Below are 22071 nucleotides of genomic sequence, written 5' to 3'. Positions count from 1 at the left end.
ACCAATTCGGGCATATTATGACCGCATGGATCTGCAGGTGATCACACGCGAGGCCGTCCTCCACGCGATCGCCGAGTGTGACGAGCTTGGACGTCACCGTTTCCTAGACCGCTACGGTTTCGACCCAGCCCGCCAGTACTTCCTCTACCACGATGGTGTCTCCTACGACTCCAAGGCCATAGTGGGGGTGGCCTACCGCCACGTGACAGGTCGGCCACTGACCGCCGGTCAGTTCTCCGGCGGTCGCCAGACAGTCGTCCGGCTCCTCACACGCCTGGGCTTCGAGGTGGTCAACGATGAGCCGATCGCACCTCGACGGCGCCTGATTGAGGTCCTTGAGACGCTACGGATCGCCAGCACCGCTGATGGACCCGCCCGACATCAGCCGATTACCCTCCTCTGGGCGTTCGGAAGGGCTGCACACCGCCGTCCACGCCTTGTGCCCTGGCGAGATGCCCATGCCGAGCTGCGCCACCTAATGCGCGAGTACGGCCAGCCGAGCTCAAGGCCGACCCCTGAGTTTCCCATCGTTGCACTGGCACATACAGTGCTATGGGAGTTGCCGGGCCATGTTGGAGCAATCCCAGCCGCACACGGCAAACCGATCAGCTGGCTTGAAGAACAAGATCCCTACTGTGGCCTCATGGCTTGGGTGTATGAACTCATTGCGTCTAGCGAATCGGCCCGGACAGAAGCCATCACGACACTCGGCACGCGTTTTTTCGAAGGTGCCCCTCCAGAGGCGTTGCTGATGCAAGTCGGCCTGCACCGAGAACGCGCTGACGTATCACCGTCTACTGGATCGGATCAGCTGGAAGCCTATCTGCGTCTCTGTCGGACTGTAGAGGCCGCTGAAGCGCGTGGCGACCACGACCGCACTTCAACCACCGCCCGTGACCAGCCTGTACGCTCTACGGCCGCCACCAAGGCCGTACTGATCCGAAGCGGCGGTCAATGCGAGAACCCGCTGTGCACCGGTCAGCCCAATGACGTGACCAGGAACGGTGACCCAATACTTGAAGTAGACCACGTCCAGGATCGAGCCATGTGGGGGCGCGACCACCCTGTTCAGATGATCGCTCTCTGCCCCAACTGCCACGCCATCAAAACAAGAGGTCGAACGGGCGAGCAGCTCAGAGAGATCCTTGCCTCTGAGGCGCGGGCGAGACACACGACTTGGGTAGCCCAAGCCTGATTCCCGCGTGCAGGCCAGCGCGCCCTTGGTCGTCAGGTGAGTTCGAACCAGGTGTGGAGGCGCCCGCTCTCGTCGGTGTGATACCCAGAACGGGCGGCCAGAGCCTCGATCAGGACGATGCCATGGCCATGGTCGCGGAGCTCCGTACCCTGACGACGGGCCGGCACTGTCGGCCCGCCTGCGTCGATCACCTCGCATCGCAGAGAACTGCCGCAGTCGAACAGGGTGAGGGTGAACGAGCCACCGTGGCGCGAGTCCGAGTGCTTTACGCTGTTGGTGCAGGCTTCGGAAATCAGCAGTTGTGCTGTCGCTGTACGGTCGGTGTCGCCCAGGACCTCGGCGACGAAGCGGCGAGCCTGCCCCACGCTCTCCGGGACGGCCGACAGGCTCACGCGGCCAAGGACAGTCCATGTCGTCATGAGCTCATCGCTTCCGCGATCACAGGGACGGCCCGGGGATCGGTGATCAAGGCCCAGTCGTTGGACCATACCCAGGCCCACGTCGCCATCTGGGGCGCGGGGACGCAGGCGACGAACCGGGTGGCCTTCGTCCGGTGGTTCGTTACGCGCAGGACGGCATTCGGCCCCGTCCATAGAACCTCAGGGCAGAGCCCGTAGCGCTGCAATTGCTCCGCCAGCCAGGTCAGAAGGTGCTGCCGACGTCCTGGATGCATTTCTTGTTCCAGATTGTCCATTATGACTCGCTTTCCCGATTCCACGCTGTGACCTCGAGGTTTTCGGGACAAGCGTGCTCCGTGACGGTTACGGTGTCCCCGTTCCTTGGAGCACCTGGAAATTCAGCTGACGGGCGGAACGCTCATGCACATCAACGAGTCCCCCGAACCCCGGTCGTCGATGTGGGCTTGGATGGCTTACTACCTGCGGTTTCAGCGGATGCAGCACGGCATGTCGGGCCATGCACTGGCCAGGCTCCTCAACTGCGCCCGTTCCTCGATTTCCAGACTGGAAAACTGCGAGGCGAAGCTGACCGATGCCCAGGCTGCCGTCCTGGACAGGGAATGGAACACCGGCGGCACGTTCACGATCATGCTTTGGTACGCGCGGTTGGGACACGACCCCAACTGGTTCAAGAACTTCACCGACTCGGAAGGGCGCGCCAGCGTCTTGAAGATCTACAGCGGCCAGCTGATCCCCGCGCTGCTCCAGACACCCGCGTACGCACGCGCCCTCCTGGTCGAAGGACGCGAGCCGGGCATTGACGCACTGGTCGAGGCGCGCATGGCGCGGCAGAAGATCCTGACCAACGACAGCCCCGCTGACCTATGGGTGGTGCTCGCGGAGACCGCGCTGCCCTGCCTGGTGGGCGGCAAGGCGGTCATGCGGGAACAACTGGCCCGGCTCATCGAGCTGTCCCATCTGCCCAACGTGATGCTCAGGATCGTCCCGAACACCGCCGGAGCCAATCCGGGACTCGACGGACCGTTCAAGGTCATCAAGGTCAGGGAGGGCCAGGTCGGCTACGTGGAGGCGCCTACCGGAGGCCGTCTTGTTGCGGATGCTTCGGAGGTGGACGGCCTTATTGACAGGTTCGACCGCATTGGGGCGGTCGCCCTCCCCGTAGACTCCAGTCGGAGTCTGATCAAGCACCTGATGGAGACGATGACGTGACTTCCCCCCAATGGCGCAAGAGCAGCCAGTCCAGCGATGGGACTAGCGGCCAGTGCGTGGAGGTCGCCCGGCTGGACGACGCTATCGGCCTACGAGACAGCAAGGCACCGAGCAGCGGTCACCTCTTGCTCTCCTCGGAGAGCTTTGCCTCCCTCGTGGCAAGCGTGAAGCGGAACGACCTCAACTTCGTCGGATGACGGTGGAGGCTTGACGGTCCGAGATGAGTCCAGGGTGGGATGAGGGCTCGTGCGGGTACCGCAGCATCGCTGATTACAAGGATGGAGGAGGCTGGGCGCGGCTTACCGACGGAAGCCTTCGAGATGGGCGGCAAGCTCACTGGCCGGGACCCGGGTCTGCTCCCCTGAGTCCATGTCCCGCACTGTGATCACCTCCGCCTCCTTGTCGGACGCCCCGTAGATCAGCGCGAAGCGCGCCCTGCGGTCGGCGGCCCATTTGAGTTGCTTGGCCAGTTTGCGGCTGGCGGCCAGGTAAATCTCGGTACGCAGGCCCGCGTCCCGTAGTTGTGCGGCGAAGGCCATGACTTCGGAGGCGGTATCTTCGGCGATCACCGTGACTGCGACGTCGATTCTGTGCGCGTCGCCCTCGTCGTCACCGAGGAGGGCGATGATCCGCTCGACACCGAGGGAGCCGCCGCAGGCTGGGACGTCCGGTCCTCCGAGGGCGGAGATCAGGCCGTCGTAGCGGCCACCGCTGGCGATCGATCCTGGCATTCCCTCAGCGACCACTTCGAAGATCACACCGGTGTAGTAATCAAGTCCTCGGACCAGGCCAGGAGTGAACGCGAGTCGGTCTTCGCCGACCTTCGGGGATGCCAGTTCGAGTAGCCGGCTGATCTCGTCCAGTCCCGCGCGTCCGGCCTCGCTGTCCTTCAGCGCGGTCTGCATCCGCTCAACGGCGTCAGCGGCCGTCAGATCGCCGACCAGTGCCTCGGCGATGTCGGGGGCCAGCGACCGGGCGCCGACCAACTCGGCAGCGACCTTGTCCGGGGAGAGCTTGTCGAGCTTGTCCAGGGTGATGAGTACACCACCGCCCATGATTCTGGCGGCTCCAGGTGGCCCCACCTAGGCGGCTTGGAGTGGCCCCACCCTCAGCGGCGGCATGCTGGCGGCGATCTGGATTGGCCCCACCCGTGACCAGCCCTTTCTTGTCGCTGATCGCTTGAACCGGGGCCGAATCCAGCCGCCACTGGATCTTCAAGTGGGGCCAGACGAGGCCGCCCCGGTGGAGCCAGTTGAAACCGCCGTAATCACCGCCCAGGTCGGCCGGGACACCATAGACCTCCAGCAGCCCCGACAACGCTCCCCGTGAGTTCACCAGCACCCGGTAGTCACGCACGCCGACCTCGCCCAGTGCATCAGTCAGCGCGCAGACCACCTCGGCATCAGCCAGTGGCGACGCCGAGCCGACCACGTCCACATCGCATTGCGCGAACTCGCGGAACCGGCCCCTGCCTGGACGGTCAGCCCTCCACACCGGCCCCATGGCGTACCGCTTGTACGGCGTCGGAAGCTGTGAGCCATAGCCGGCGACAACGCGAGCAAGCGGGACGGTCATGTCGTAGCGGAGGGCCAGGTCGGCTTCGCCGGTCGCTTCGTGTTCACCGCGCCGGAGGATCTTGAAGATCAGCTTGTCGCCCTCGTCGCCGTACTTGCCGGTCAGGGTCTCCAGCCGCTCGAACGCCGGCGTCTGCAACGGCTCGAACCCGTACCGCTCGAACACCCCGCGAATCTGCGCGAAGACATGCTAACGGGTACGCAGTGCACCGGCGAGAAAGTCCCGGGTGCCCGAGGGCGGCTCGAACTGTTGTGACGCCATGGGAGCTCCTGATCAACGCGACGGCTCATCGCGGTGGGTGAGTCAGAGAACCCGGCCCGCATCCGGACGCCGAGCGAACCAGGGGACCAAACTCTCCGATCGTATCGACGGCTTCCTCACTGCGCTGCCGACGTCATGAGGCGGCCCAGGTTCGGATTGCTTGAGCGGTCTCGTCAGTGACGTCGGAGTCGGTCAGGGCGGCGGGGTGGAGCCATCGGTGGGCGGTGTGTTCGGTGCTCAGGACGATGGGCCGACCGTGGTGAGCAAGGCCGAAGGTGTATTGGCGGGCTTTGCGACCAGATCCGGAGATGTAGTCGAAATAGGTGACAAAGCCCGGATCGACAGTGAGTGGTCCCGTCCAGCCGATCTCTTCGGCGAGTTCGCGTTCCAGTGCGGTGAGAAGGTTTTCACCTGGCTCGACGCCGCCGGAGGGGAGTTCTTCGATGCCGGCCATAAACGCGTCCTCGGCCGAGCGGCGCAAGATGAGCACTTGGCCATCGGCATGGACGATGGCGCCGACCACGAGTTTGGTGATGTCGTCGCGGTCGGCGTCAGCGTGCAACTGCTGGATGTCGAGGCCCGATGCGGTGGTCACGTTGGCAGGGTAGTCCGGCCGGGCGGCGAGGCGAGGGTATTCAGGGCTCGGTCGAGCATGTTGATTGCGGTGTCGATGTAGGCGCGTCCGTGCGGTCCGTCATCGGCGGGAACGTTTATCCGTAGTGAGGTGGCGGCCAGGTGCTCGGCGACGTGCGGTTCGCAGCGGATGCAGGACGTCTCGAAGGTGGTAACTGGCGATCTAGGTGCGGCGAAGACGGGGTAGGTGTGCAGCGGCCGCATCGCGTCGCAGGTAGTGATTTCGCCGTATCCGCACTGCCGGAGGGTGTGGAGAAGATCGTCGCGGGAGAACCCGGCGGCCTGCGGGTCGATCGTGAATACGAAGGCGTAGAAGGTGGCGGTCCAGTCGGAGCCGGTCGGGGTGAGCACGCCGATGCCGGCTCGTCCGGCCAGCAGATTCTCCAGTCGGGCGGCGTGGTGCTGGCGAGCGAGTAGCCAGTCATCCAGGCGCCGCAGGTACACCTCGGCCATCGCCAGCCCGAGCGGGTGTGCCCGGTATTTGAGGCCGAGGCCGGTCTCGGCGAACCGGTAGAGCGGCGACTCGGTCCTCACCTCGGCCAGGGCACGCTTGTTGAAGTGCCCGAGGAGCGTCGCCTTCTCGTAGACCTCGCGGTGTGGGGTGGTCAGGATGCCGCCCTCGCCCGCGGTGATGGTCTTGCGGCCCTGAAGGCTCCAGCAGGCGGCGTCAGCGAGTTCACCGACGCTGACGCCGTCGCGGGCGGCGCCGTGGGCGTGGGAACAGTCCTCCACCAGCGCCAGCCCGCGCGCATTGCACCAGTCCCGCAGCCGCCGGGTGTTCTGCGGGTTGCCCCACATGTGCGTGATTGCCACGGCTTTGGTGCGGTCAGTGAGCAGTTCAGCCGCGCGTCCGAGGTCGAGTTCACCGTGGATGTCGACGTCGGCCAGGACTGGGACGGCACCCAGTTGGAGCAGTGGGGTTGCGGTGGCGAAGAAGGTGTAGTCCTGCACGATCACCTCGTCACCTGGGCCGAGGCCGAGCGCGTAGTAGGCCGAATGCAGCGCCGCGGTGCCCGATGAGGTCAGCAACGCGTGCGAGGCGTTGTGGCGTGCTGCGAAGGCGTCCTCGAACCGGGCGATGATCCCCGACCGGTCGTAGATAGAGACCGTCGTGTGCAGTTGCCGGGTGACTGCGGCGGAGACCTCAGCGTCGATGGGCGGCCACGCGAGGGTCATGATGCGCGCCCTTCCAGAGTGGGGACGGTCGCCGGGCTGACGCCGGCGCAGGAGGCTACCTGGGCGGGACGGCCTAACCGCACCGAGGTGTAGGCCGCCTCCATCAGCGCGGTCGCAGCGATCCCGATGCGGGCCTCGGCGGCGGTGACGGCGGTATCGCTGAGGGTCTGGGCGTGGTGGCACAGCATCGCCGCCCACGGATCGTCGTCGGCGGCGGTCACCTCGGCATGGTGGGTTCGTCCGGCCGGAGTGGTGATGCGAAGCACCGACCGGTCGCCCGAGATCGTGATGCGTCCTTGCTCGGCGACCAGGTCGATCTCGTCGGCACGCTCTTCGCAGCGCGACAGGTGCACGGTGCCTGCGCACCCGTCGACGTGAGTGATGGTCAGGTGGGCGCTCTCCTCCACCTCAACGGCAGGCCGGTGCGCCGGGGAACCAGTGGTGACCGCGTAGACGGTGGCGGGTCGTGCGGAGGGCCGTCCGGTAAGTCGGCTGATCAGGTCGAAGGCGTGGTAGCCCAGGTCGCAGATGGCGCCGCCGCCCGCGCGTTCGGCCGAAGCGCGCCAGGTGCCGGTGTAGTCGCCGGTAGGGCGGGTGATCCGGATTCGGTACGACAGCAGCCGTCCCCACGCCGCCATCCGGTCGGTAGCGATCTGTAGCAGTTGCCCGTGCGGACGATGCGCCAGCACTCGCACGTTGCGGGTTGCCAGCTGGACGGCCTGCTGGACAGAGAGGGCGTAGGGCTTCTCCTTCCACACCGCGATGTGCGCGTCGGTCAGCCGCAGCGTCGCCTCTTGGTGCAGGTCGTGCGGGCAGGCCAGGATCGCAACCTGAAACGGGCCCGCGGCCAGAGCCCGGTCCAGATCGGCGAACACCGAGATTTCATCGACGAGCCGCCCAGCTTGTGTCAGCCCGGTGATCCGGACGGCGACGGCGGGATCGGGGTCGCAGATCGCTGCAACCCGCGCGGGCGGCATGGCCCGGTGGAGTGCCGGCAGCAGCACATCGACGGTGCGCTGCCCGGCGCCGACGATCAGGAACCGCAAGTCCTGATCGCCGACGGGCGAGTCGGGTGGAGCCAGGCGAGTCATCGAGAGCCTCCTCGAGGTTGTCGTCACCAGCGAGGTAACTCTCGATACGGTCTGTGAGGCCACGCTGACGGAAACTCATTCACGGTTCATTCATTCACTCAGCCCGGATTGAAGAGATGATTGGGCCATGGGCGTCCAGCACTCCGCCGATGATCCAGTGACAACCCCCGCCGAGGGGACGCCCCCGTTCGGCGAGGCCTTGACCTGGTGGCGCGAACACCGCGCAATGTCGAAGAAGAAGCTGGCGGCGGCGATGGGGTTCGACCCGTCCTACGTCAGCCACGTGGAGGCTGGACGCCATCCGGCCAGTGAGGACTTCGCCCGCAAGGCCGATGGCGTGCTCAGCGCGGATGGCTCGTTGTGGCAGGCGTGGCGAGCCGACGGACCGTCCCGAACCGCCGGCGCCAGCACCGGTGCGAGCAACGTCGAGGGCCTGGTCGTGGAGGAGGACCATGCCCGGCTGGAATACGACGGGACGACGTACCGGCCGATGCAGCGGCGCCGGCTGTTCAACGGCGGCGCCGAACCGGTCACCCGCTACCTGATCCGCATCAGCGTCGACCGCTACCCCGGCCGGCCCGACCAGTCCAACGCCCTGTATCGGGCCCGGCCGCTCACCTGGGACGAACTCGCGCTCACCGCGGCATGCGACGGCGAACCAATGAACTGGCGCCCCAAACAAGATCGCGACTCGTTCAAAGAAGCATGGCTGTGCCTGGACAACGACCGCGGGCGCTTCCCCCTCTACCCCGGCCAGCACTCGACCATTGAGTACGGCTACCAGGTCGACGACGGGCGGTGGGGCCCATGGTTCCAGCGCGCCGTCCGCCTCCCGACACGTCGCTTGTCGGTCGACCTGGTGTTCCCGGCCGAGTTGGACCCGGTGGTCTGGGGAACCGAAACCTCCACCACCGCCGAAGCCGTCCCCCTGCGCACCCCCATCACACGCACCGAGGACGGGGATCGGCTCATTTTCTCCTGGGCCATCCAGGACCCGCCGATGGGCGCCCGCTACAGGCTGGAATGGCGGTACCGCGCCCGCGACGACGATAACGATCAGCCACGTCCCGAACTACGTACCGTCAGCGACCGAATGAAAGCCGCCGGCATCGTCCAGCATGGCGATCCGATCCTGGCCTCCACGGCTCGCCCGTTCGATCTGCCCGCCGAAGCCGCCGAGGCCGGCGATGTCATCGACCGGTTGTTCGCCGCGATGCAGCGAGTCCGCGAACACCACGTGTTCGGCAAGGGCATGGGGCTGGCCGCCCCGCAGATCGGCATCGACCGCGCCGCCGCGGTCATCGCCCCACCCGATCCCGACGCCGAGCCGCTCGTGCTGCTCAACCCTCGTGTGATCAACACATCGCCAGAGACTGACGAGCAGTACGAGGGTTGCCTCAGCTTCTTCGACGTGCGCGGCCTGGTGCCCCGTCCGCTCCGGCTGGAAGTCGCTCATACCCGTCTGGACGGGCAGTCGGTGATCGTCGTCCTGAACACCGCACTCGCCCGCCTAGCGGGGCACGAGATCGACCACCTGTACGGGCGTCTCTACACCGACCGGATGCGCGAGGACGTCCACCCGATCCCTGTAGAGGACTACCGAGGAACCGGCCAAGCCTGGTCTTACCGCTGAACTCCCATGACCGACGACCCGTCAGCGACCTTCCGCCCGCGCTCGCGCAGCGACAGCACCGGTCATTTAATCAATTAGTAGGTCGTGGCCCATCATGTTTGTCGATGCGCTCGCCTGGCGTCGGCGCCATGTGGAAAGTTGCTCCTGAAATATGGCCAGCTTGGATGATAGAACCAAACTGCGTGTCTCCGCTGTTGAAGTTGGAGATGGTCTCCACGGGAGACGGCGTGGGCGCAGAGAGAAGGCGTCGTAGCGCATCTACGGACGTTTCGTCTGAGCGTAGAAGAATTTCCAGGCGGGAGCGCCAATGACTCTCGATAGCCGCCACTTTCGCGTCGTCATGCTCGAGGTAAGCGGCCACAAGTTCCACTCGCGATGTCTCCAGTTCCTCCAACGGTGCTTCGGCGGGAGCCGATTTGGCGAGCATTCGCGCGAATCCGTCCTTCACACGGGCCCAGGAATCGGAGACCATCAATCCGACTAGTGCGGTTGCTCCGCTGCTTGCCAGTGCGGCAAGTTCAGCTTCCATCGGCTGCCTCTCCTGCGGACTCGGCGTCGGCCAGCGTGTCGTATCGGTGTATCAAATCCTCGGCCAGTTCCTGCCATCCGTGCGCGGTGGCCAAGTCGGCCACCTGCCGGGCGAACAGGCGGCGTTGGGGGTCGTGCTCGTCCAACCGGACTGCCTGAAGGAGAGCATCGAAAAGGTCACCGGCAGACGCCTTGTGATCTGGCGACCAGGCTGCTGATCCACTGGGGCCGGATTGGCCGTCCGGCGCGGCAAATCCGGAGATGAACGAGTGGAACACCTCCGGCACATCGCTGTTGTTCGCGGCGGACGAGAGTTGCGCGAGAAGACCGATGTCGTTGACCGTCTTCTCCACCTGATCGCCGTTCCTGGCGAGCCACCAGACCACGGCGCTGCCGGGGTTCTTCAGAACGTCTCCGCCGAGGTAGTCGCGTTTGCTCAGCTCATATTTGCGCTCGTGCTCCCAGACGGCTTCTTCCTTGCGAACCGTGGCGAGTTTGTCCAGCCGCTCCTGATCGTGTTGGGGAAGGACGAGTTGGACCGACTCGGCCATCGTCCGGAGCCGTCCTGTGGTTTCTGTTCGCATCTCTCCAAGCGCGCCGGCCAGTTCATGCCGGACGAGTGAGGCGTGACTCGGATCTCGTAACTCGGTGATCTTTCGGGCGCGCTTCACCACGGCGTCGACCGCGAGAGCGGCAGGATTGATCGCAGACTCGTCCATCACGGCCGGAGTCGGTGACCAGATCACCGTAGCCGAAAATAGGAAGTGGTAGTCGGGCAGTTCGGTCGGTAAGGGGATGTCGGTGACGCGCGACCTCCTGACGTTCGCCGCCGGGCTGGCTGCGTTTCCGGATATGGGCTCAAAGCGCGAGGTTCTGGCGGCTCGTCGCCCGGTTGGCCATGCCAGGAGCAGCAGGCCGATGCCGAGCGCGCCCGCCGTTCCGAGCGAGATCAATAGCGGCCAGGGGGCGAAGAGGATCAGGCCGATGAGGATCGCTCCGCCGGTGACCGCCAAATACGGTGCCACGATGTTCCGGCCGGTGTTCATGGGGCTCTCCGTTCGTCCACGTGAGTCATGCTGTCCGGGCTCCCCAGGCGGCATTGATGTCCTGGATGACCAAATCACCAAGCGGTGCCCACGCTTCCCGCTCGCGCGTCATCGCGTAGAGCCGAGCAAGAACGCTGGCCTCTGCCTCGCCTCCGCCTAAGAGGACGTCGAGGAGCGCGTGCCGATTTCGTTCGTCTTCGGCGGCGACATGCAGCCATCGTCGGATGGTCGAGGTCCACACATCGTGAGGACGCCGCGAGAAGACCAGGGACCAGCCGATGATCAACTGTTGGCGCACTGTGCTTTCGGTGATGGGAGCATGATCGCGTCGTCCAGGGTCGGTAAGCGCTTCGGGGTCGGCGAGTTGCAAGAACAGGTCAATATCGCTGTGCCATCTGCCTGGCATGAACTTCGGATCGGTGAGACGGGTCAGCATCTGCCGACGGAGCCGAGGCGCGCCGCTGACCAACTCGATCAAAGTTTCGCGAGCCCGAGTTCCGCGCTCTCGCCTTGCAACGTGGTGCAGCCGGACCAGAGCCTCGTCGGGATGCCTCGCCATCAATTCGTCACGGCACGCCACGATGATCACTTCGGCGAGCCGTTGAGAGAGGCTGTCCGTACGCGCCCAGTCGTATATCTGTCGACGGAAGGACCGGGCCTGCTGCTCATCCCGAAGTCCGCGCTGCACCACCACAGCTGCCGCTTCTATCTTGCGGGTCGTCGTGGGATCTGTGGTCCACTGTTCAACCAGAGATACCAGCGTCGGTCGGTAGCGCTCGTTCAAGCACTGCTCGGTGAACCGCTCGACCAGACTCCTCCGTTCGCCAGCGGAGAGGCCGGGTGAGTCGGCGGTCTGCTTAACCCAGTCCTGTAGCGCGTCGCGGAGCTCCGGCATATGAGCCCAAAAATACGAGCGGAGCGCCGCATCATAATCGAGCTCCTCGAAATGGACGCTGCCGGAAGAATCGACTTCTGCGCCGATCTCCTTGAGCCGTTGGTCGAGGGGGACGCGCTCCAAGAGTGGGCCGTCCTCACACGGATGTGCGACAGCGGTGAGAAGACTGGCGCCAGCCTGGTGGATCACGTCGGCATGTGCTCCATGCAGCATGGCGACGGCGAGCAGCAGCCCACGCTGCGGGCCCGCAGTAAGTTCGGCCACTCGTTCGGCCACGTCCCGCGCCTGGCGAGCCAGCGCCCGAAATGCCTCCTCGCACCAGGTCGTGAAGCTGCCCTCGCGGTGCTCGTCGCGAGCCCTTCGGATCAGCCCGACATATTCGTCGACCTCTTCCATGCGGCGGTCCGTGTCCAGAAAACATAGCGGAGGAAGCGGGACCGGTCGAGGAATGTCCTCCGCCAGCAGGTAGCGGGCCAGCACCTCATCGACGGCCGGGCGCCTTATCTCAATGCGGTATTGGTCCAGAGCTGAACCCAGAGAACCGGTCTTGTCCGGTAGGACGACGACGAGATGCGCGTCGTGGTCGTGCACCGTTGCACGTAGAGGGGACAGTTCGTTCTGGACCTCATCCCACTGTCTCCCTGCGACCCGGGACAGATCCAGCCACACCAGGTCGCCATCACCGACATGACTGCGATCGATGCGCGGTGCATTCTCGTTCTCCTGTAGCACCAGTTCGTGGATCTGCCTCCGATCATCTCCGAGTTCCCACAGGAGCATCTTCGCCGCGGCGATCCTGCCACTGCCCGGGAGCCCATCAAGGAACACGCTGCGGAAGGTCTCCAGGACGTCTCGTGCCCTGCCCAGTCCCGCCGGCTCAACGAAGCGCCGTCTCAACCACCGCAACTCGTCCGTGGGCTGCCTGCGGGGAGAGGTTCCGAAGGACCCGGTCTGCAGCAGGTAGTAGATGTTGTTGATGTCTCCCGCTCCCGCGTGCATGCCTCCGTGAAAGCCGGAGGCGTGCGCCTCGAAAGAGTCGCTCAACGCTCCTCCTCGTTTCCGCGCGCCTGGCCGAAGCGGTGACCGACCCCGCCGTGGTTATCACCGTGGATGTACGTCGCTCCGTCACCCGAGAAATGCTGGGCATTTTGGTTTATGTCGCCTTTCCCGGTATGGACGGGGCCCTGATTACCCTTGATGACGGTGCCGACGTCGCCCTGGATGTGGCGGCTTTGGGTAACCGTCCCGTGGGTGTCGCGAACCGTGTTGTATACGGGTCCGGTGTCGGGAGACGGCGCGGCCTGCCGGTCTGCCTTCCTGAGCACCGGGACAAGTTCCGCAAGGAAATTGCCGATACGCCTGATGTCCATCTCGTTGTCGCGCGGGTCCAGCCTAAGGGATTGGACATCGGCCAGGCGTTCCAGTTCGGCCGGTAGCTCAGCGGCTTTCAGGCGTGCGGTTCCACGGCCCTTAAGGACTGGTATGACGGTAGTCTTCGAGGCGAAGGCCTCCAGGATCTCCCGGCGCACCCAATCGCTCTCGTCGCGCAGCCGGGGGTCGCGAACCCAGTCGGGGCCTATGATGGCCAGGAGGACCACGCTGTTGTATACGGCGTTGAGGAGTCTTTCCGGGTAAGCCTGGCCGGGCTGGATGGACGTGGTGGCGCGGAAGATCCGCTCCTTGCCGAACCGGTGGGACAGTCCCTGTTCCAGTATTGCGGCCGCCTCGTCGCCGTCGCCAGTGCGGTAGTTGATGAAGACTCCCTGCATCGCGGTCTCCTCATTTGCGGGTGGTGGTTCCTAATGCGGTACCGAGTTCGGGTGCCAGCGCGCGCACCGATCGGTTCTTGGGGTGGCGAGACAGCGTGCGGGCCAGAGCACGCAGATCAATGGCGACGGTCGCCGAGCCGATCACGGTGGCCCTTGGCAGCAGTTCCTGGGTGAGCCAGCAGGCATGGTCGATCTCGCCGTCTGCTGCGTGGGCGAGCGCCCGCCGTAGGCCGAAGCGGACTTGCGTACGCACTGCCTGCTCGGGCACCTGTGCTAGCTGTGCTTCGATGATCTGCGCGGCGACCCGCGGCCGCCCCAGGTCGTACAGGCACCAGCCCCTGACCATCTCGGCGGGATCGGTCAGGCTCGTGGTGCCGATGACCGGGGCACCCGAGCCCTCCCTTGGGCTAGCGAGCAGAGCGCGGGCCTGCTCCAGGCTCCGCATGCAAGCGTGGTAATCGCCGGCGAGAGCGTGTCCTTGTGCTTCCCGTTGTGCCGCCAGGCCACGGATCCGCGGCGTCACATCGCTGCTCTGCGCCTGCCGGGCCAGCCCGATCGTTCGCCCGGGGTCGCCGCGGTAGAGCGTGACGAGTGCGCGCCGGACCAGCGAGTAGGCGGCGAGATGGTGATCACCACCGGCGTCGGCAAGGTCGACGGCGCGCTGGGTCCACCACAGCGCGCCATGCTCGTCGCCGGTCTCCTGCACCAGCCAGCCGATGTACTCGGCGTAACGGGACCCGAGCCGTAACAACGCCTGGCGCGTACGTGCACCGGCGGTCTTGGACAGTTCTTGGAGGGCGTGGGTCTGTGCGATGAGAACGGGTAGCAGCAGCCCGGGGCTGGTGGTCTGACCGAGCTGCCGATATTGATCGAACAAAGATCGGAATGTCCCGACAAGCGTCGTGTCCTCGACGTTGGTGGAAATAGCAGGCAGGCCGATGCTCACACCCGCGATCGACGCGGCGCCTGCCGCGACCGCCTGTCGTCGGCTCATGGGCTGGAACCGGCTTTGGCCTTGTGAGGACAACTGCATCAGCCACACCTCCTCATCACCATCTGCATCTACGGTGACTCCAATCCCGGAAGGGTTCTCGGGGACCAGGGCTGCGAGCGCTCCATCGGCGGCGAGCGCGGCATCGCAGAGGCGGGCCAACTCGCGGCTGGGCTTCTTGATGCCTCGCTCGACCTTGCTCAGCTGGGCCTTGCTGTAATGGACCCGCTGGGCCAGTCCCGTCAGCGTCATGTCGGATTCCAGGCGCCGTCGTCGAAGTTCTGCTCCGAAGTCAGTGGGCTGCTGGACCACATCAACCTCCGTCACTGCCTGTCCGAACAGCCGGGAGTCACCGCCAGTAAGACTGCGGGCCCCCGGGCCGGTAGGCAAGGCGATACGGGCGTTTCCCGTTTCCTCTTCGAGGTAATAGGACGTAGCCGCCTTTGTCGATAAGTGGAGACCTGATCGGCGCTGGTGTTGGCTCCGTCCGTGCCGCACGGCCGGGCCGGGCGGCCATCAAGATGCGCGAGGGGTATCTCTCTTGGAGCGAGAGATACCCCTGTGGCTTTGTAATGCGCGAGTTCGCTGGGGTGCAGCTGTCGCGGCTACCGAGTGGCTGACCTGCTCCGAGTCTTAGCGAGGGCTTCGAGGGCGGTTTCGTCGGCGTCGGGGAGGGTGTGTAGGTAGCGCTCGGTTGTTGAGATGGAGGCGTGGCCGAGGCGTTCCTTGACTACCTGGAGGTCTGCCCCGCCGTTGAGGAGCCAGGAGGCGTGGGCGTGGCGTAGGTCGCGCATGGTGGGTCTGAAGTTGAGGCCGGCGGCGGCCAGGGCGGGGTACCAGATCTTGCGGCGAAACCAGTCGTTGGGGATGTGGCCGTCGGTCTCACGGACGCGGCGGGGGCGGGGGTTGTCCTTGCCGTTCGCGCGGCGGGCGGCTCGGTAGAGGGTGAAGGCACCTCGGCAGTAGTCGCAGCGGCAGCGGCCGGCGGTGTAGCCGCTGAGCGTGCCGTGGTTGTAGGTGCGGCCCTTCTCGTTCGGTTCCGTGCGGCCAAGGGTGGCTGGGTCTGGGATCTCGGTGATGCGGGCTCGGGGCTTGTCTTGGGGTGGCATCTGGAAGAGGAGGTCGTCTTGGGTCAGGTTGGCTGCTCGGATGTGCTCCTCTAGCTTCTCGGTGATCTGGGTGCTGAGCTTGAAGCGGCGGTACTCCTTGTCCTTCGGGTAGTCCTTGACGAGGAAGTGGCGGCCCTCTGGGTGGAACTTCGGGTTCAGCTCGACGACCGTGCGGCTGACCGTGAGGATGCGGGTCCGGAGGTTGACGTCCTTCACGCGCAGCTCGCTGAGTTCGCCCCAGCGGAGGCCGCTCTCGATCTCGGTTTCGGCGAGGAGACGGAAGGTGCCTTCGGGGAGGGCGTGGTAGACGTCGTCGAACTGCTCGGGGGTGATGATCTCGAGGGGCTTGCGGACGACCGGGGGTGTGCGGACGCCGCGACAGGGGTGGATGAAGGTGACCTGGTCGTCCATCGCCGTGGTGAAGATGGCGCTGAGGATGATCTTGTTGTAGCGGATGGTCACGGGTTTCATGCCCTGGTTCTTGAGGGCCGTGATCCACGCGCGGACGTGCTCGGGGAGGATGTCGATCATCCGCATCGAGCCGAACGTCGGCATGATGTGCTTGTAGATCGCGTACGTGTAGCCCTCACGGGTGGTGGCCTCGACCTCGTGGTTCGGGAGCCAGACCTGCTCGACGTAATCCTTGAACCGCTGCTTCCCGCGGCCTGGGTCGCCGGTTCGGCCTTTGGAGACCTCCACCTCGGCTCGCTGCCATGCCTTGTCGGCTTCCCGTTTGTTGGAGTATGTCCCGGCTGACCGCAGGCGGCCCTTGATGTCGACGTAGCAGGCCGTGTAGCGGTACTTTCCGTTGTTGCCTTTGCGCTTCTTCGCGTATCCCACGAGGCGATCTCCCCATGATCATCCGTCCGTGATTTGTCCGTGGACGGTAGCGAACCGGCCATCCTTGTCCGTGAGCGCCTGACACCGGAACCCGCCGTCCACCTGGAATTTTAACGCGAATCAGCTTTACCTGCACGACCCCCAAATGGCCATGATTTGGAGTTCGGGATGAAGAGGACGTGGGTTCAAATCACGCACCCCGGACACAGAGCAGGCCCCTTGCAGGGTTTGGAACGGAGAATGGAAAGATCTCCCGTAGAAATTCTGTGGGACGGTCTTTGAATCGTCCCACTTCCCGTTTCTGGGGCCTGGACCCTAGCAACTCGTCCAGCACCGCCACCGGCGACTCTTCGGCCATCGCCAGTCACGCCGCCACAGCCGCATCGATCGCTCGGTCAACGCTTCTAACAGCCGTTCGCACATCGGCGCCATGAGGTGCGTGTAGCGCCGGTGAACACTCCCGTCCCCGCTGCCCACCCGCCCAGCACCGACCGGATCCCGTCCTCCTTCGGCATCGCCCGGCGCGAGTGCCGCAGCCCCGTGCGGTGTGCCAGTCCAGCGGCGATCGGCGTCCAGCACCTCTCTGCTTGCCCTTGCAAGTTCCGCGCCCCGCACAGTGGCGAGGCCAGTGCGCGGCCAGCAGCGGCACCGGCCGTGTTGGCTGCGATGCCTGGCGCGGGTACCAGCCCGACATGGCACGCGCGAACGTCCAGGTCGGGAATCCGGACCGGTCGCCTGTGCGGTGCCCGACCTGCCGACGCGCGCCGCTGGCCTTTCTCAACCCGTATTCCGCCGCGCTGATGAGAAACCGACCAGGCGGATGGCATTTTGGTGTTCTTCGCCGGGTTGGAACGGGCCTTCGGCCTGTCCTTTCCGCGAGATGCGATCGCGTCCGGGCGTGTGCGCTGTGCTCATCCCGCCGGCCGCTGACGGGCAACGTCCTATCAGGTGGACGAGGGGAGGCACGCGGCAGCCCTGGGCGGCCCCGATCCCTTCTTCCATTGGAGAGGTGCGCCTCCGGAACGGGTATGAGAGTTCACCTGAGCTGGGAGATCTGTGGACGGCACTGGTCGTCCGCTGGGATGCCGACCGCGCCGGTCGGCACGCGGTCCAAGGCCCGAGCTCATGTGTTATCTGGCTGGAGGACGGGTGGGTTGAAGCGGGAGGGGGTGGGGGTGCTCCAGCGGAGGGGGACGGCTGTGGGGATTTCGGTGATTTCGGTGATGGTGAAATCGACTAGGCGTTCGGCGCCGGGGGTGGTGGCGGCGTTTGCTGGGGTCCAGTTGGTTTGGGCTGTGCCGGTTAGGTGTAGGAGGGCGCCTGTCTGCCAGTCGGGGAACAGGAGGCCGGCCTGGGGGTTCACCTCTAGGTTGCCCAGGGTGTTGAACATGGCGTTGCCGACGTAGTCGGGCCAGCGTAGGACCGAGGGCGACACCACCTGGATGAATCCTGGGTTGCCGCCGCGGTGGGAGGCGTCGGCGTTGCCTTCGCGGTCGGACGTTGCGATGAAGAATGTGTCGGCGTTGGTGATCCAGCGCTGCTGGTCGCTGGTGAGGGTGCGGGAATGGTGGGGGCGGCCTGGGGTGGTCGCCGGTTCCCAGTGGTACTCGCGCTTCTGGATGTACTTGGGGCAGTTCGAGTACACCTGGTCTAGCTTGACGTGGAGTCCGTTGTCGGTCGGGACGGCTCGTCCGTTCATGCGCATTCGGCGGTGGCGGGACGGTTCGATGGCGAGCATCCCGACGGGGGCGGGTGTGGTCAGCCGGTCGTGCAAGGGGTCATCGGGGCCGGTTACGGCTTCGATGGTTACGGTGCGGGTGTCTTCGGCATACAGGAAGCCGGGACGGCCGGTGAGTAGTGTGGCCCACATTCGTCCGGCCGCGTCGGCGGCTCCGAGCACCACCATCGGCTGCTGTACGAGGAATTTCTGCGCCACCTCCGGGATCTCCGTGCGGATGGCGCGTCCGGAGAGTCCGCCCTGGTCGAGCAGGCCGGCGCGCCGCTGGGCGGCTCGTTCGCCTTCGTGGTAGACGTCGACCGCCACAGCGGCCTCCTTCCGGGAGAGGTTAGAAGAAACCGCAGGTCGGAGCGGCTCCGCTGGGCGCGGGGGCGGTGTCGGCGCCGGTGGGTGCGTAGATCTCCAGGCGCGTCCCGTCGGGGTCGGTGAAGAAGATGCCGCCGGACGAGACGCCCTCGCCGTGCGGGACGACGCCGTCGTGGGCGAACTCGGCGCCCAGTTCGCGCAGCACCTCCTCGGCGGACTTCACCTCGTCGATCGTCTCGACCTGGAACGACAGGTGGTGCAGGCCGGCGGAGCGGGTCGCGAACGCGGTGTCGCTCTGCTGCCAGAGGGTCAGCACGAGCTTTCCGTCCCGTCCGAGGAAGGCCCAGCGGCGGTCGGGCTCCTTGCCCTCGGCCTGCACCTCGAGCCCGAAGACACGCTGGTAGAAGGGCAGCGACCGGTCCAGGTCGGTCACGTTCAACCCGACGTGGCCCGTCTGCAGGGCCTTGATGGCGGACGTCTCCATGACGCACCTCGCTAACCCTCGGGCTGTCTCGCCCGAGCTCGGTCCATGATCTAACTGGCTATCTGAAGATAGACAGTTAGGATGACGATCGTCAACCGGCTAAGTGGCGATTGCTGGATAGAATCGTGGGTGTGCAGCAGGAGCACCGATCTCGGCAGCAGGACGCAGCGGACCCCCGTCCGCTGGTCGGCGAGCCGCTGTGCCTGGACCTGCTCAACACGCGGTGGATCGAGGAGCGCGTCCGTCACGACCTGCTCGATTCGGTCGACGGGCTGGCCGTTTGGCTGCGCTCGGCGGGGTTGGACGACCGGGCTGTTGCCGATCGCACGACGCTCGCCGCCACCATCGAGACGCGCGAGATTCTGCTGGCGCTTCTGGAGCAGGGCCGGTCTCGGTCCTCTGAGACGGTCGACGCGTTCAACCGGGTCCTCGAACGCGGGGCGTTGCACTACCGGCTCGGGGATCACGGGTTGGAGGAGCATCCGCGGACCGATGATCCCGCGTGGCTGCCGTCCTGGCTGGCCGCCGCCGACTATCTGCGGCTCACGGCCGACGCTCCGGGACGCGTGAAGCCGTGCGCGCACCCCGACTGCGTGCTGCACTTCTACGACACGACCAAGAGCGGCACCCGTCGGTGGTGCTCGATGGCCGTCTGCGGCAACCGCGCGAAAGCCGCCCGCCACTACAAGCGGGCGAAGGGTGGACGTTGAGGCGGCTGCGGGACGAGGACGTTCTGCGAGCCAGCGGAGTCAGACATGGCTCAGGAACCGGGTACTGATTGCTTCCGGGAGTGATGTCGAGAACGTGCCGGGCGCTCCGATCTATTCGGGAGGGGCTGTCGACCTGGAGGGCGGCGGCCCGTCGACCACACCCGAAGCGAAGGAGCGGACATGTCACGGAACGTCGAGACCGTCACCAGGTACCTGGACGGCTTCCGGAAGAACGATCACGCGCAGATCCTGTCCTGCCTGACGGACGACATCGAGTGGACGGTCTTCGGCGGCTTCCACCTGACCGGCAAGGACGCCTACGACAAGGCCATCGACGGGCCGCCCGAGTTCGTCAACCCTCCGCATCTGGAGGTGGTGCGCATGGTGGAGCAGGGCGACGTCATCATGGCGGAAATGACCGGGACGGTGAAGCGCGCGGCCGGCGGCGAGATGCGCATGTCCATGGCGGAGGTGTTCGTCATGCGGGACGGGAAGATCGCCGAGCGCCGTGCGTGGGTGATCGAACTCAAGGAGAACGACTACCGCTGATCGGAGTGGTGTGCGGCAGTGCCCGGCCGGCATGCCCGCCGCGGCACTGCCGACCAGCACTCAGAGTGTGACCGTCCAAGCCAAGGCCAGGGCTGCGGTCGCCACGATCAGCCAGGTCGTGTAGTCGCCGATGCTGCCGCTGTGAATGGTCTTCACGGCGATTATGGGCGGACGGACGCAGGCGCGTATTGGCTTCTGGACGCCTACAGACAGACGCTGCCACCATAGGCCGATTGCGGCGACCAGAAAGGCGCCTGCGAACGAGACTACCCCGTAGAGCCAGTCGCGCAGAGGGATGGCGTGTTCGGGAAGCGGCGTTGCGGGCGGGGCGAGGCCTTCAGTTACCAGGCGAGCGTGGGCTGCGTGGTCGTGTAGTTCGGCGGCCGCCTTTATCGCGTGACCAGGCAGGTCGGGCGCCAAGGACAACAAGTAGCCGATCAGGGCTAGAACCAAGGGCGCAGTCAAAGGCCATAGCCGGTGGTGGCCGTCGGGGAAATGACGCGGCTTCGTTTCCTGGCTCGTCAGGGTCGGGTCGTGAGCGGGGCCCCAGCCCAGGAAGATGCGCGCTACCGCGCGGAGTGGCGCGGCAGCACTGATGGCAACGCATACAGCCAAGACCGGCGCCGCCCAGGCGTAGCCGCTGGTCGTTAGACCGTCGTAGACCATACTCAGCGACAGGAAAGGCCCGAAGCCAGGCGGGGCAGCCACACCAAGCGCACATAGTGTCAGCAGGAAGGCCAGCACCGGGTGGCCGGTTCTGCCCCTGCCGTGCAGAACCATCTCGTCAGCGGAGCCCAAGCGGACGATCAGCATGCCCAGACACAGCATCAGGGCACCTCGCAGCAGACCAGCGGCGATGATGTACATGATCGACCCGGCCAGCCCGGTGGCGGTCTGGGTCGCTATGCCCGCCAGGACCACGCCGCCATTGCTGACCGTCATGAACGCCAACTGGCGTTTCATATCGGCTTCCAGGAAGCACATCACGGCACCGATGACCGCACTCAGTACCGCCAAGGCCAAGAGAGCGTGCCGCACGGCGTCATCGCCCCCCAGAGTGGGAGCGAAGACGGTGGCGTGTACACGCGAATAGACGTCGAACGCCAGGTCGCTCATGACCGCCGTGAAGATGGCCGCCGCAGGAGCTGTCGCCACACCATAGGCATCAGTCAGCCAGAAGTGGAACGGCGCCGTCCCGGCCTTGACCAGGAACCCCACGGTGATGAGGGTGAGCGCCAGCACCATCAGGCCGGAGGGGTGGTCACGTGCCAGAACGGTACCTATCCCCACCAGGTTCAGATTGCCCGTACGGCCGTACAGAACGGCTATGCCCATCAGCAGCGTCAGCGTTCCGATGGTGTTCAGCACCGCGAAGTCCAGGGCGCCCTGCAGGACTTCCGGGCGGGTCACGTGGTAGCCGCTCAACGCGTAAGCGGCGACGCTCATCAACTCCAAGAACACGAAGATGTTGAACAGATCACCGGAAAGGACGAACCCCACCATGCCCGCCAGAAAGGCCAGCATCAGCGAGTAGAACAGATGCCGGATGCTCTCGAAATGCCCCCACGAGAACACCAGGGCGGCCAGGACGGCGACGGCGGCCAGCGTCGCCTCCGCAGCGGCGAACGGGTCGACGACGAACCCGATCCCCCACGGGAAGCCGTCCGCAACCGGCTTCCAGTCCCCGAACCAGTACACGATCGTGCGGTCGCCCGAGTGAAGGGTGAGCGTCAACGTCATACCGGCCACGGCCGCGGCGCAGGCTATGGCGAGAACGTCCGGGACAAGCCGCGGCAAGTGGGTGCCCACGGCGGCCAGCAGGGCGGCGCAGATCAGCGGCAGCGCGACTACCAGCGGGACGAGTTCGTTCATCCGCGAGTCACGCGCATCACGCGCATCACGCGCATCACGCGC

22 protein-coding genes and 1 pseudogene are annotated in these 22071 nt (G+C 65.6%); 7 read left to right on the top strand and 16 right to left on the bottom strand.

All coding sequences use genetic code 11. The features are described from left to right. Positions 1 to 25: 25 nt before the first annotated feature. The gene (locus ABFX46_RS10065; RefSeq protein ID WP_346041252.1) at positions 26 to 1195 is read left to right on the top strand and encodes a phosphorothioated DNA-binding restriction endonuclease family protein; all 1170 of its coding nucleotides are present in this window, start codon (positions 26 to 28) and stop codon (positions 1193 to 1195) included. A gap of 32 nt (positions 1196 to 1227) precedes the next feature. On the opposite strand, the gene ABFX46_RS10060 is transcribed toward ABFX46_RS10065, so the two are convergent. After that, positions 1228 to 1587 carry an ATP-binding protein gene (locus tag ABFX46_RS10060; RefSeq protein WP_346041250.1) on the bottom strand — a complete coding sequence of 120 codons (360 nt, stop codon included), beginning with the start codon at positions 1585 to 1587 and terminating at the stop codon, positions 1228 to 1230. A gap of 23 nt (positions 1588 to 1610) precedes the next feature. Next, the gene (locus ABFX46_RS10055; RefSeq protein WP_346041248.1) at positions 1611 to 1889 is read right to left on the bottom strand and encodes a hypothetical protein; all 279 of its coding nucleotides are present in this window, start codon (positions 1887 to 1889) and stop codon (positions 1611 to 1613) included. A gap of 85 nt (positions 1890 to 1974) precedes the next feature. On the opposite strand from ABFX46_RS10055, the gene ABFX46_RS10050 reads away from it, so the two are divergent. Next, positions 1975 to 2823 carry a helix-turn-helix domain-containing protein gene (locus ABFX46_RS10050; RefSeq protein ID WP_346041246.1) on the top strand — a complete coding sequence of 283 codons (849 nt, stop codon included), beginning with the start codon at positions 1975 to 1977 and terminating at the stop codon, positions 2821 to 2823. Continuing rightward, positions 2820 to 3020 (top strand): DUF397 domain-containing protein, encoded by a 201-nt coding sequence (locus ABFX46_RS10045; RefSeq protein WP_346041244.1) that lies wholly within the window; start codon positions 2820 to 2822, stop codon positions 3018 to 3020. Before ABFX46_RS10050 ends, ABFX46_RS10045 begins: the two co-directional genes overlap by 4 nt. A gap of 102 nt (positions 3021 to 3122) precedes the next feature. On the opposite strand, the gene ABFX46_RS10040 is transcribed toward ABFX46_RS10045, so the two are convergent. Together ABFX46_RS10040 and ABFX46_RS10035 are read right to left on the bottom strand one after the other, a co-directional pair. After that, positions 3123 to 3878 carry an ATP phosphoribosyltransferase regulatory subunit gene (locus ABFX46_RS10040; RefSeq protein WP_346041242.1) on the bottom strand — a complete coding sequence of 252 codons (756 nt, stop codon included), beginning with the start codon at positions 3876 to 3878 and terminating at the stop codon, positions 3123 to 3125. Between the two features lie 286 nt (positions 3879 to 4164). After that, a pseudogene (locus ABFX46_RS10035) lies at positions 4165 to 4536 on the bottom strand (ATP phosphoribosyltransferase regulatory subunit); the annotation flags it as partial. Between ABFX46_RS10035 and ABFX46_RS10030 the strand changes: the two are divergent. Beyond that, positions 4438 to 4653 carry a hypothetical protein gene (locus ABFX46_RS10030; protein ID WP_346041445.1) on the top strand — a complete coding sequence of 72 codons (216 nt, stop codon included), beginning with the start codon at positions 4438 to 4440 and terminating at the stop codon, positions 4651 to 4653. The pseudogene ABFX46_RS10035 and the gene ABFX46_RS10030 sit on opposite strands and share 99 nt — an antisense overlap. A 139-nt stretch (positions 4654 to 4792) precedes the next feature. On the opposite strand, the gene ABFX46_RS10025 is transcribed toward ABFX46_RS10030, so the two are convergent. Genes ABFX46_RS10025 through ABFX46_RS10015 form a run of 3 tightly spaced genes read right to left on the bottom strand, consistent with a single transcriptional unit; the run spans position 4793 to position 7559 of the window. After that, positions 4793 to 5254, bottom strand: a complete 462-nt coding sequence (locus ABFX46_RS10025) for an NUDIX domain-containing protein (RefSeq protein WP_346041240.1) — start codon at positions 5252 to 5254, stop codon at positions 4793 to 4795. Next, positions 5251 to 6468 carry a DegT/DnrJ/EryC1/StrS family aminotransferase gene (locus tag ABFX46_RS10020; protein WP_346041239.1) on the bottom strand — a complete coding sequence of 406 codons (1218 nt, stop codon included), beginning with the start codon at positions 6466 to 6468 and terminating at the stop codon, positions 5251 to 5253. The genes ABFX46_RS10025 and ABFX46_RS10020 overlap by 4 nt, the downstream gene beginning before the upstream one ends. Beyond that, entirely contained in the window at positions 6465 to 7559 is a 1095-nt protein-coding gene (locus tag ABFX46_RS10015) for a Gfo/Idh/MocA family protein (RefSeq protein ID WP_346041237.1), read from the bottom strand. Before ABFX46_RS10015 ends, ABFX46_RS10020 begins: the two co-directional genes overlap by 4 nt. A 127-nt stretch (positions 7560 to 7686) precedes the next feature. On the opposite strand from ABFX46_RS10015, the gene ABFX46_RS10010 reads away from it, so the two are divergent. Beyond that, entirely contained in the window at positions 7687 to 9192 is a 1506-nt protein-coding gene (locus tag ABFX46_RS10010) for a peptide deformylase (RefSeq protein WP_346041235.1), read from the top strand. 70 nt (positions 9193 to 9262) lie between these two features. Here the strand turns inward: ABFX46_RS10010 and ABFX46_RS10005 are convergent, their stop codons facing one another. From ABFX46_RS10005 to ABFX46_RS09970, 8 genes are all read right to left on the bottom strand, one after another. Further along, on the bottom strand, positions 9263 to 9721 hold the full coding sequence (locus tag ABFX46_RS10005) for a hypothetical protein (RefSeq protein WP_346041234.1): 459 nt from the start codon (positions 9719 to 9721) through the stop codon (positions 9263 to 9265). Further along, positions 9711 to 10766 carry a hypothetical protein gene (locus ABFX46_RS10000; protein WP_346041232.1) on the bottom strand — a complete coding sequence of 352 codons (1056 nt, stop codon included), beginning with the start codon at positions 10764 to 10766 and terminating at the stop codon, positions 9711 to 9713. The genes ABFX46_RS10005 and ABFX46_RS10000 overlap by 11 nt, the downstream gene beginning before the upstream one ends. Positions 10767 to 10791: 25 nt before the next feature. Further along, positions 10792 to 12705: a hypothetical protein gene (locus ABFX46_RS09995; RefSeq protein ID WP_346041230.1), complete on the bottom strand. Its 1914-nt coding sequence runs from the start codon at positions 12703 to 12705 to the stop codon at positions 10792 to 10794. Then, positions 12702 to 13430, bottom strand: coding sequence for a toll/interleukin-1 receptor domain-containing protein (locus ABFX46_RS09990; RefSeq protein WP_346041228.1), 729 nt, complete (start codon positions 13428 to 13430; stop codon positions 12702 to 12704). Before ABFX46_RS09990 ends, ABFX46_RS09995 begins: the two co-directional genes overlap by 4 nt. Before the next feature lie 10 nt (positions 13431 to 13440). Further along, on the bottom strand, positions 13441 to 14733 hold the full coding sequence (locus tag ABFX46_RS09985; protein WP_346041226.1) for a helix-turn-helix domain-containing protein: 1293 nt from the start codon (positions 14731 to 14733) through the stop codon (positions 13441 to 13443). 293 nt (positions 14734 to 15026) lie between these two features. Beyond that, on the bottom strand, positions 15027 to 16370 hold the full coding sequence (locus tag ABFX46_RS09980; protein ID WP_346041224.1) for a tyrosine-type recombinase/integrase: 1344 nt from the start codon (positions 16368 to 16370) through the stop codon (positions 15027 to 15029). 1123 nt (positions 16371 to 17493) lie between these two features. After that, positions 17494 to 18414: a pyridoxamine 5'-phosphate oxidase family protein gene (locus ABFX46_RS09975; RefSeq protein WP_346041222.1), complete on the bottom strand. Its 921-nt coding sequence runs from the start codon at positions 18412 to 18414 to the stop codon at positions 17494 to 17496. A gap of 22 nt (positions 18415 to 18436) precedes the next feature. Beyond that, complete coding sequence (locus ABFX46_RS09970) at positions 18437 to 18898, bottom strand: VOC family protein (RefSeq protein ID WP_346041221.1); 462 nt, start codon at positions 18896 to 18898, stop codon at positions 18437 to 18439. Between the two features lie 131 nt (positions 18899 to 19029). On the opposite strand from ABFX46_RS09970, the gene ABFX46_RS09965 reads away from it, so the two are divergent. Together ABFX46_RS09965 and ABFX46_RS09960 are read left to right on the top strand one after the other, a co-directional pair. After that, the gene (locus tag ABFX46_RS09965) at positions 19030 to 19608 is read left to right on the top strand and encodes a CGNR zinc finger domain-containing protein (protein ID WP_346041219.1); all 579 of its coding nucleotides are present in this window, start codon (positions 19030 to 19032) and stop codon (positions 19606 to 19608) included. A 180-nt stretch (positions 19609 to 19788) separates the two neighbouring features. Beyond that, positions 19789 to 20157 (top strand): nuclear transport factor 2 family protein, encoded by a 369-nt coding sequence (locus ABFX46_RS09960; protein WP_346041217.1) that lies wholly within the window; start codon positions 19789 to 19791, stop codon positions 20155 to 20157. A gap of 60 nt (positions 20158 to 20217) precedes the next feature. Here ABFX46_RS09960 and ABFX46_RS09955 read toward each other — a convergent pair whose 3' ends face one another. Beyond that, a complete protein-coding gene (locus tag ABFX46_RS09955; protein ID WP_346041215.1) occupies positions 20218 to 22029 on the bottom strand; it encodes a complex I subunit 5 family protein in 1812 nt (603 codons plus the stop codon). Positions 22030 to 22071 lie beyond the last annotated feature (42 nt).

This window comes from Actinomadura chokoriensis, from assembly GCF_039529475.1.
Lineage (GTDB): Bacteria > Actinomycetota > Actinomycetes > Streptosporangiales > Streptosporangiaceae > Spirillospora > Spirillospora bangladeshensis.
Note: the sequence above shows the minus strand (reverse complement) of the source record. Positions and strands in the feature narration are given on the sequence as shown.

Coding starts and splice junctions, on each gene's coding strand:
- ABFX46_RS10065 (WP_346041252.1), top strand. CDS start 26: ATGGATCTGCAGGTGATCACACGCGAGGCCGTCCTCCACGCGATCGCC.
- ABFX46_RS10055 (WP_346041248.1), bottom strand. CDS start 1,889: ATGGACAATCTGGAACAAGAAATGCATCCAGGACGTCGGCAGCACCTT.
- ABFX46_RS10040 (WP_346041242.1), bottom strand. CDS start 3,878: ATGGGCGGTGGTGTACTCATCACCCTGGACAAGCTCGACAAGCTCTCC.
- ABFX46_RS10020 (WP_346041239.1), bottom strand. CDS start 6,468: ATGACCCTCGCGTGGCCGCCCATCGACGCTGAGGTCTCCGCCGCAGTC.
- ABFX46_RS10015 (WP_346041237.1), bottom strand. CDS start 7,559: ATGACTCGCCTGGCTCCACCCGACTCGCCCGTCGGCGATCAGGACTTG.
- ABFX46_RS10010 (WP_346041235.1), top strand. CDS start 7,687: ATGGGCGTCCAGCACTCCGCCGATGATCCAGTGACAACCCCCGCCGAG.
- ABFX46_RS10005 (WP_346041234.1), bottom strand. CDS start 9,721: ATGGAAGCTGAACTTGCCGCACTGGCAAGCAGCGGAGCAACCGCACTA.
- ABFX46_RS10000 (WP_346041232.1), bottom strand. CDS start 10,766: ATGAACACCGGCCGGAACATCGTGGCACCGTATTTGGCGGTCACCGGC.
- ABFX46_RS09990 (WP_346041228.1), bottom strand. CDS start 13,430: ATGCAGGGAGTCTTCATCAACTACCGCACTGGCGACGGCGACGAGGCG.
- ABFX46_RS09970 (WP_346041221.1), bottom strand. CDS start 18,898: ATGGAGACGTCCGCCATCAAGGCCCTGCAGACGGGCCACGTCGGGTTG.
- ABFX46_RS09960 (WP_346041217.1), top strand. CDS start 19,789: ATGTCACGGAACGTCGAGACCGTCACCAGGTACCTGGACGGCTTCCGG.
- ABFX46_RS09955 (WP_346041215.1), bottom strand. CDS start 22,029: ATGAACGAACTCGTCCCGCTGGTAGTCGCGCTGCCGCTGATCTGCGCC.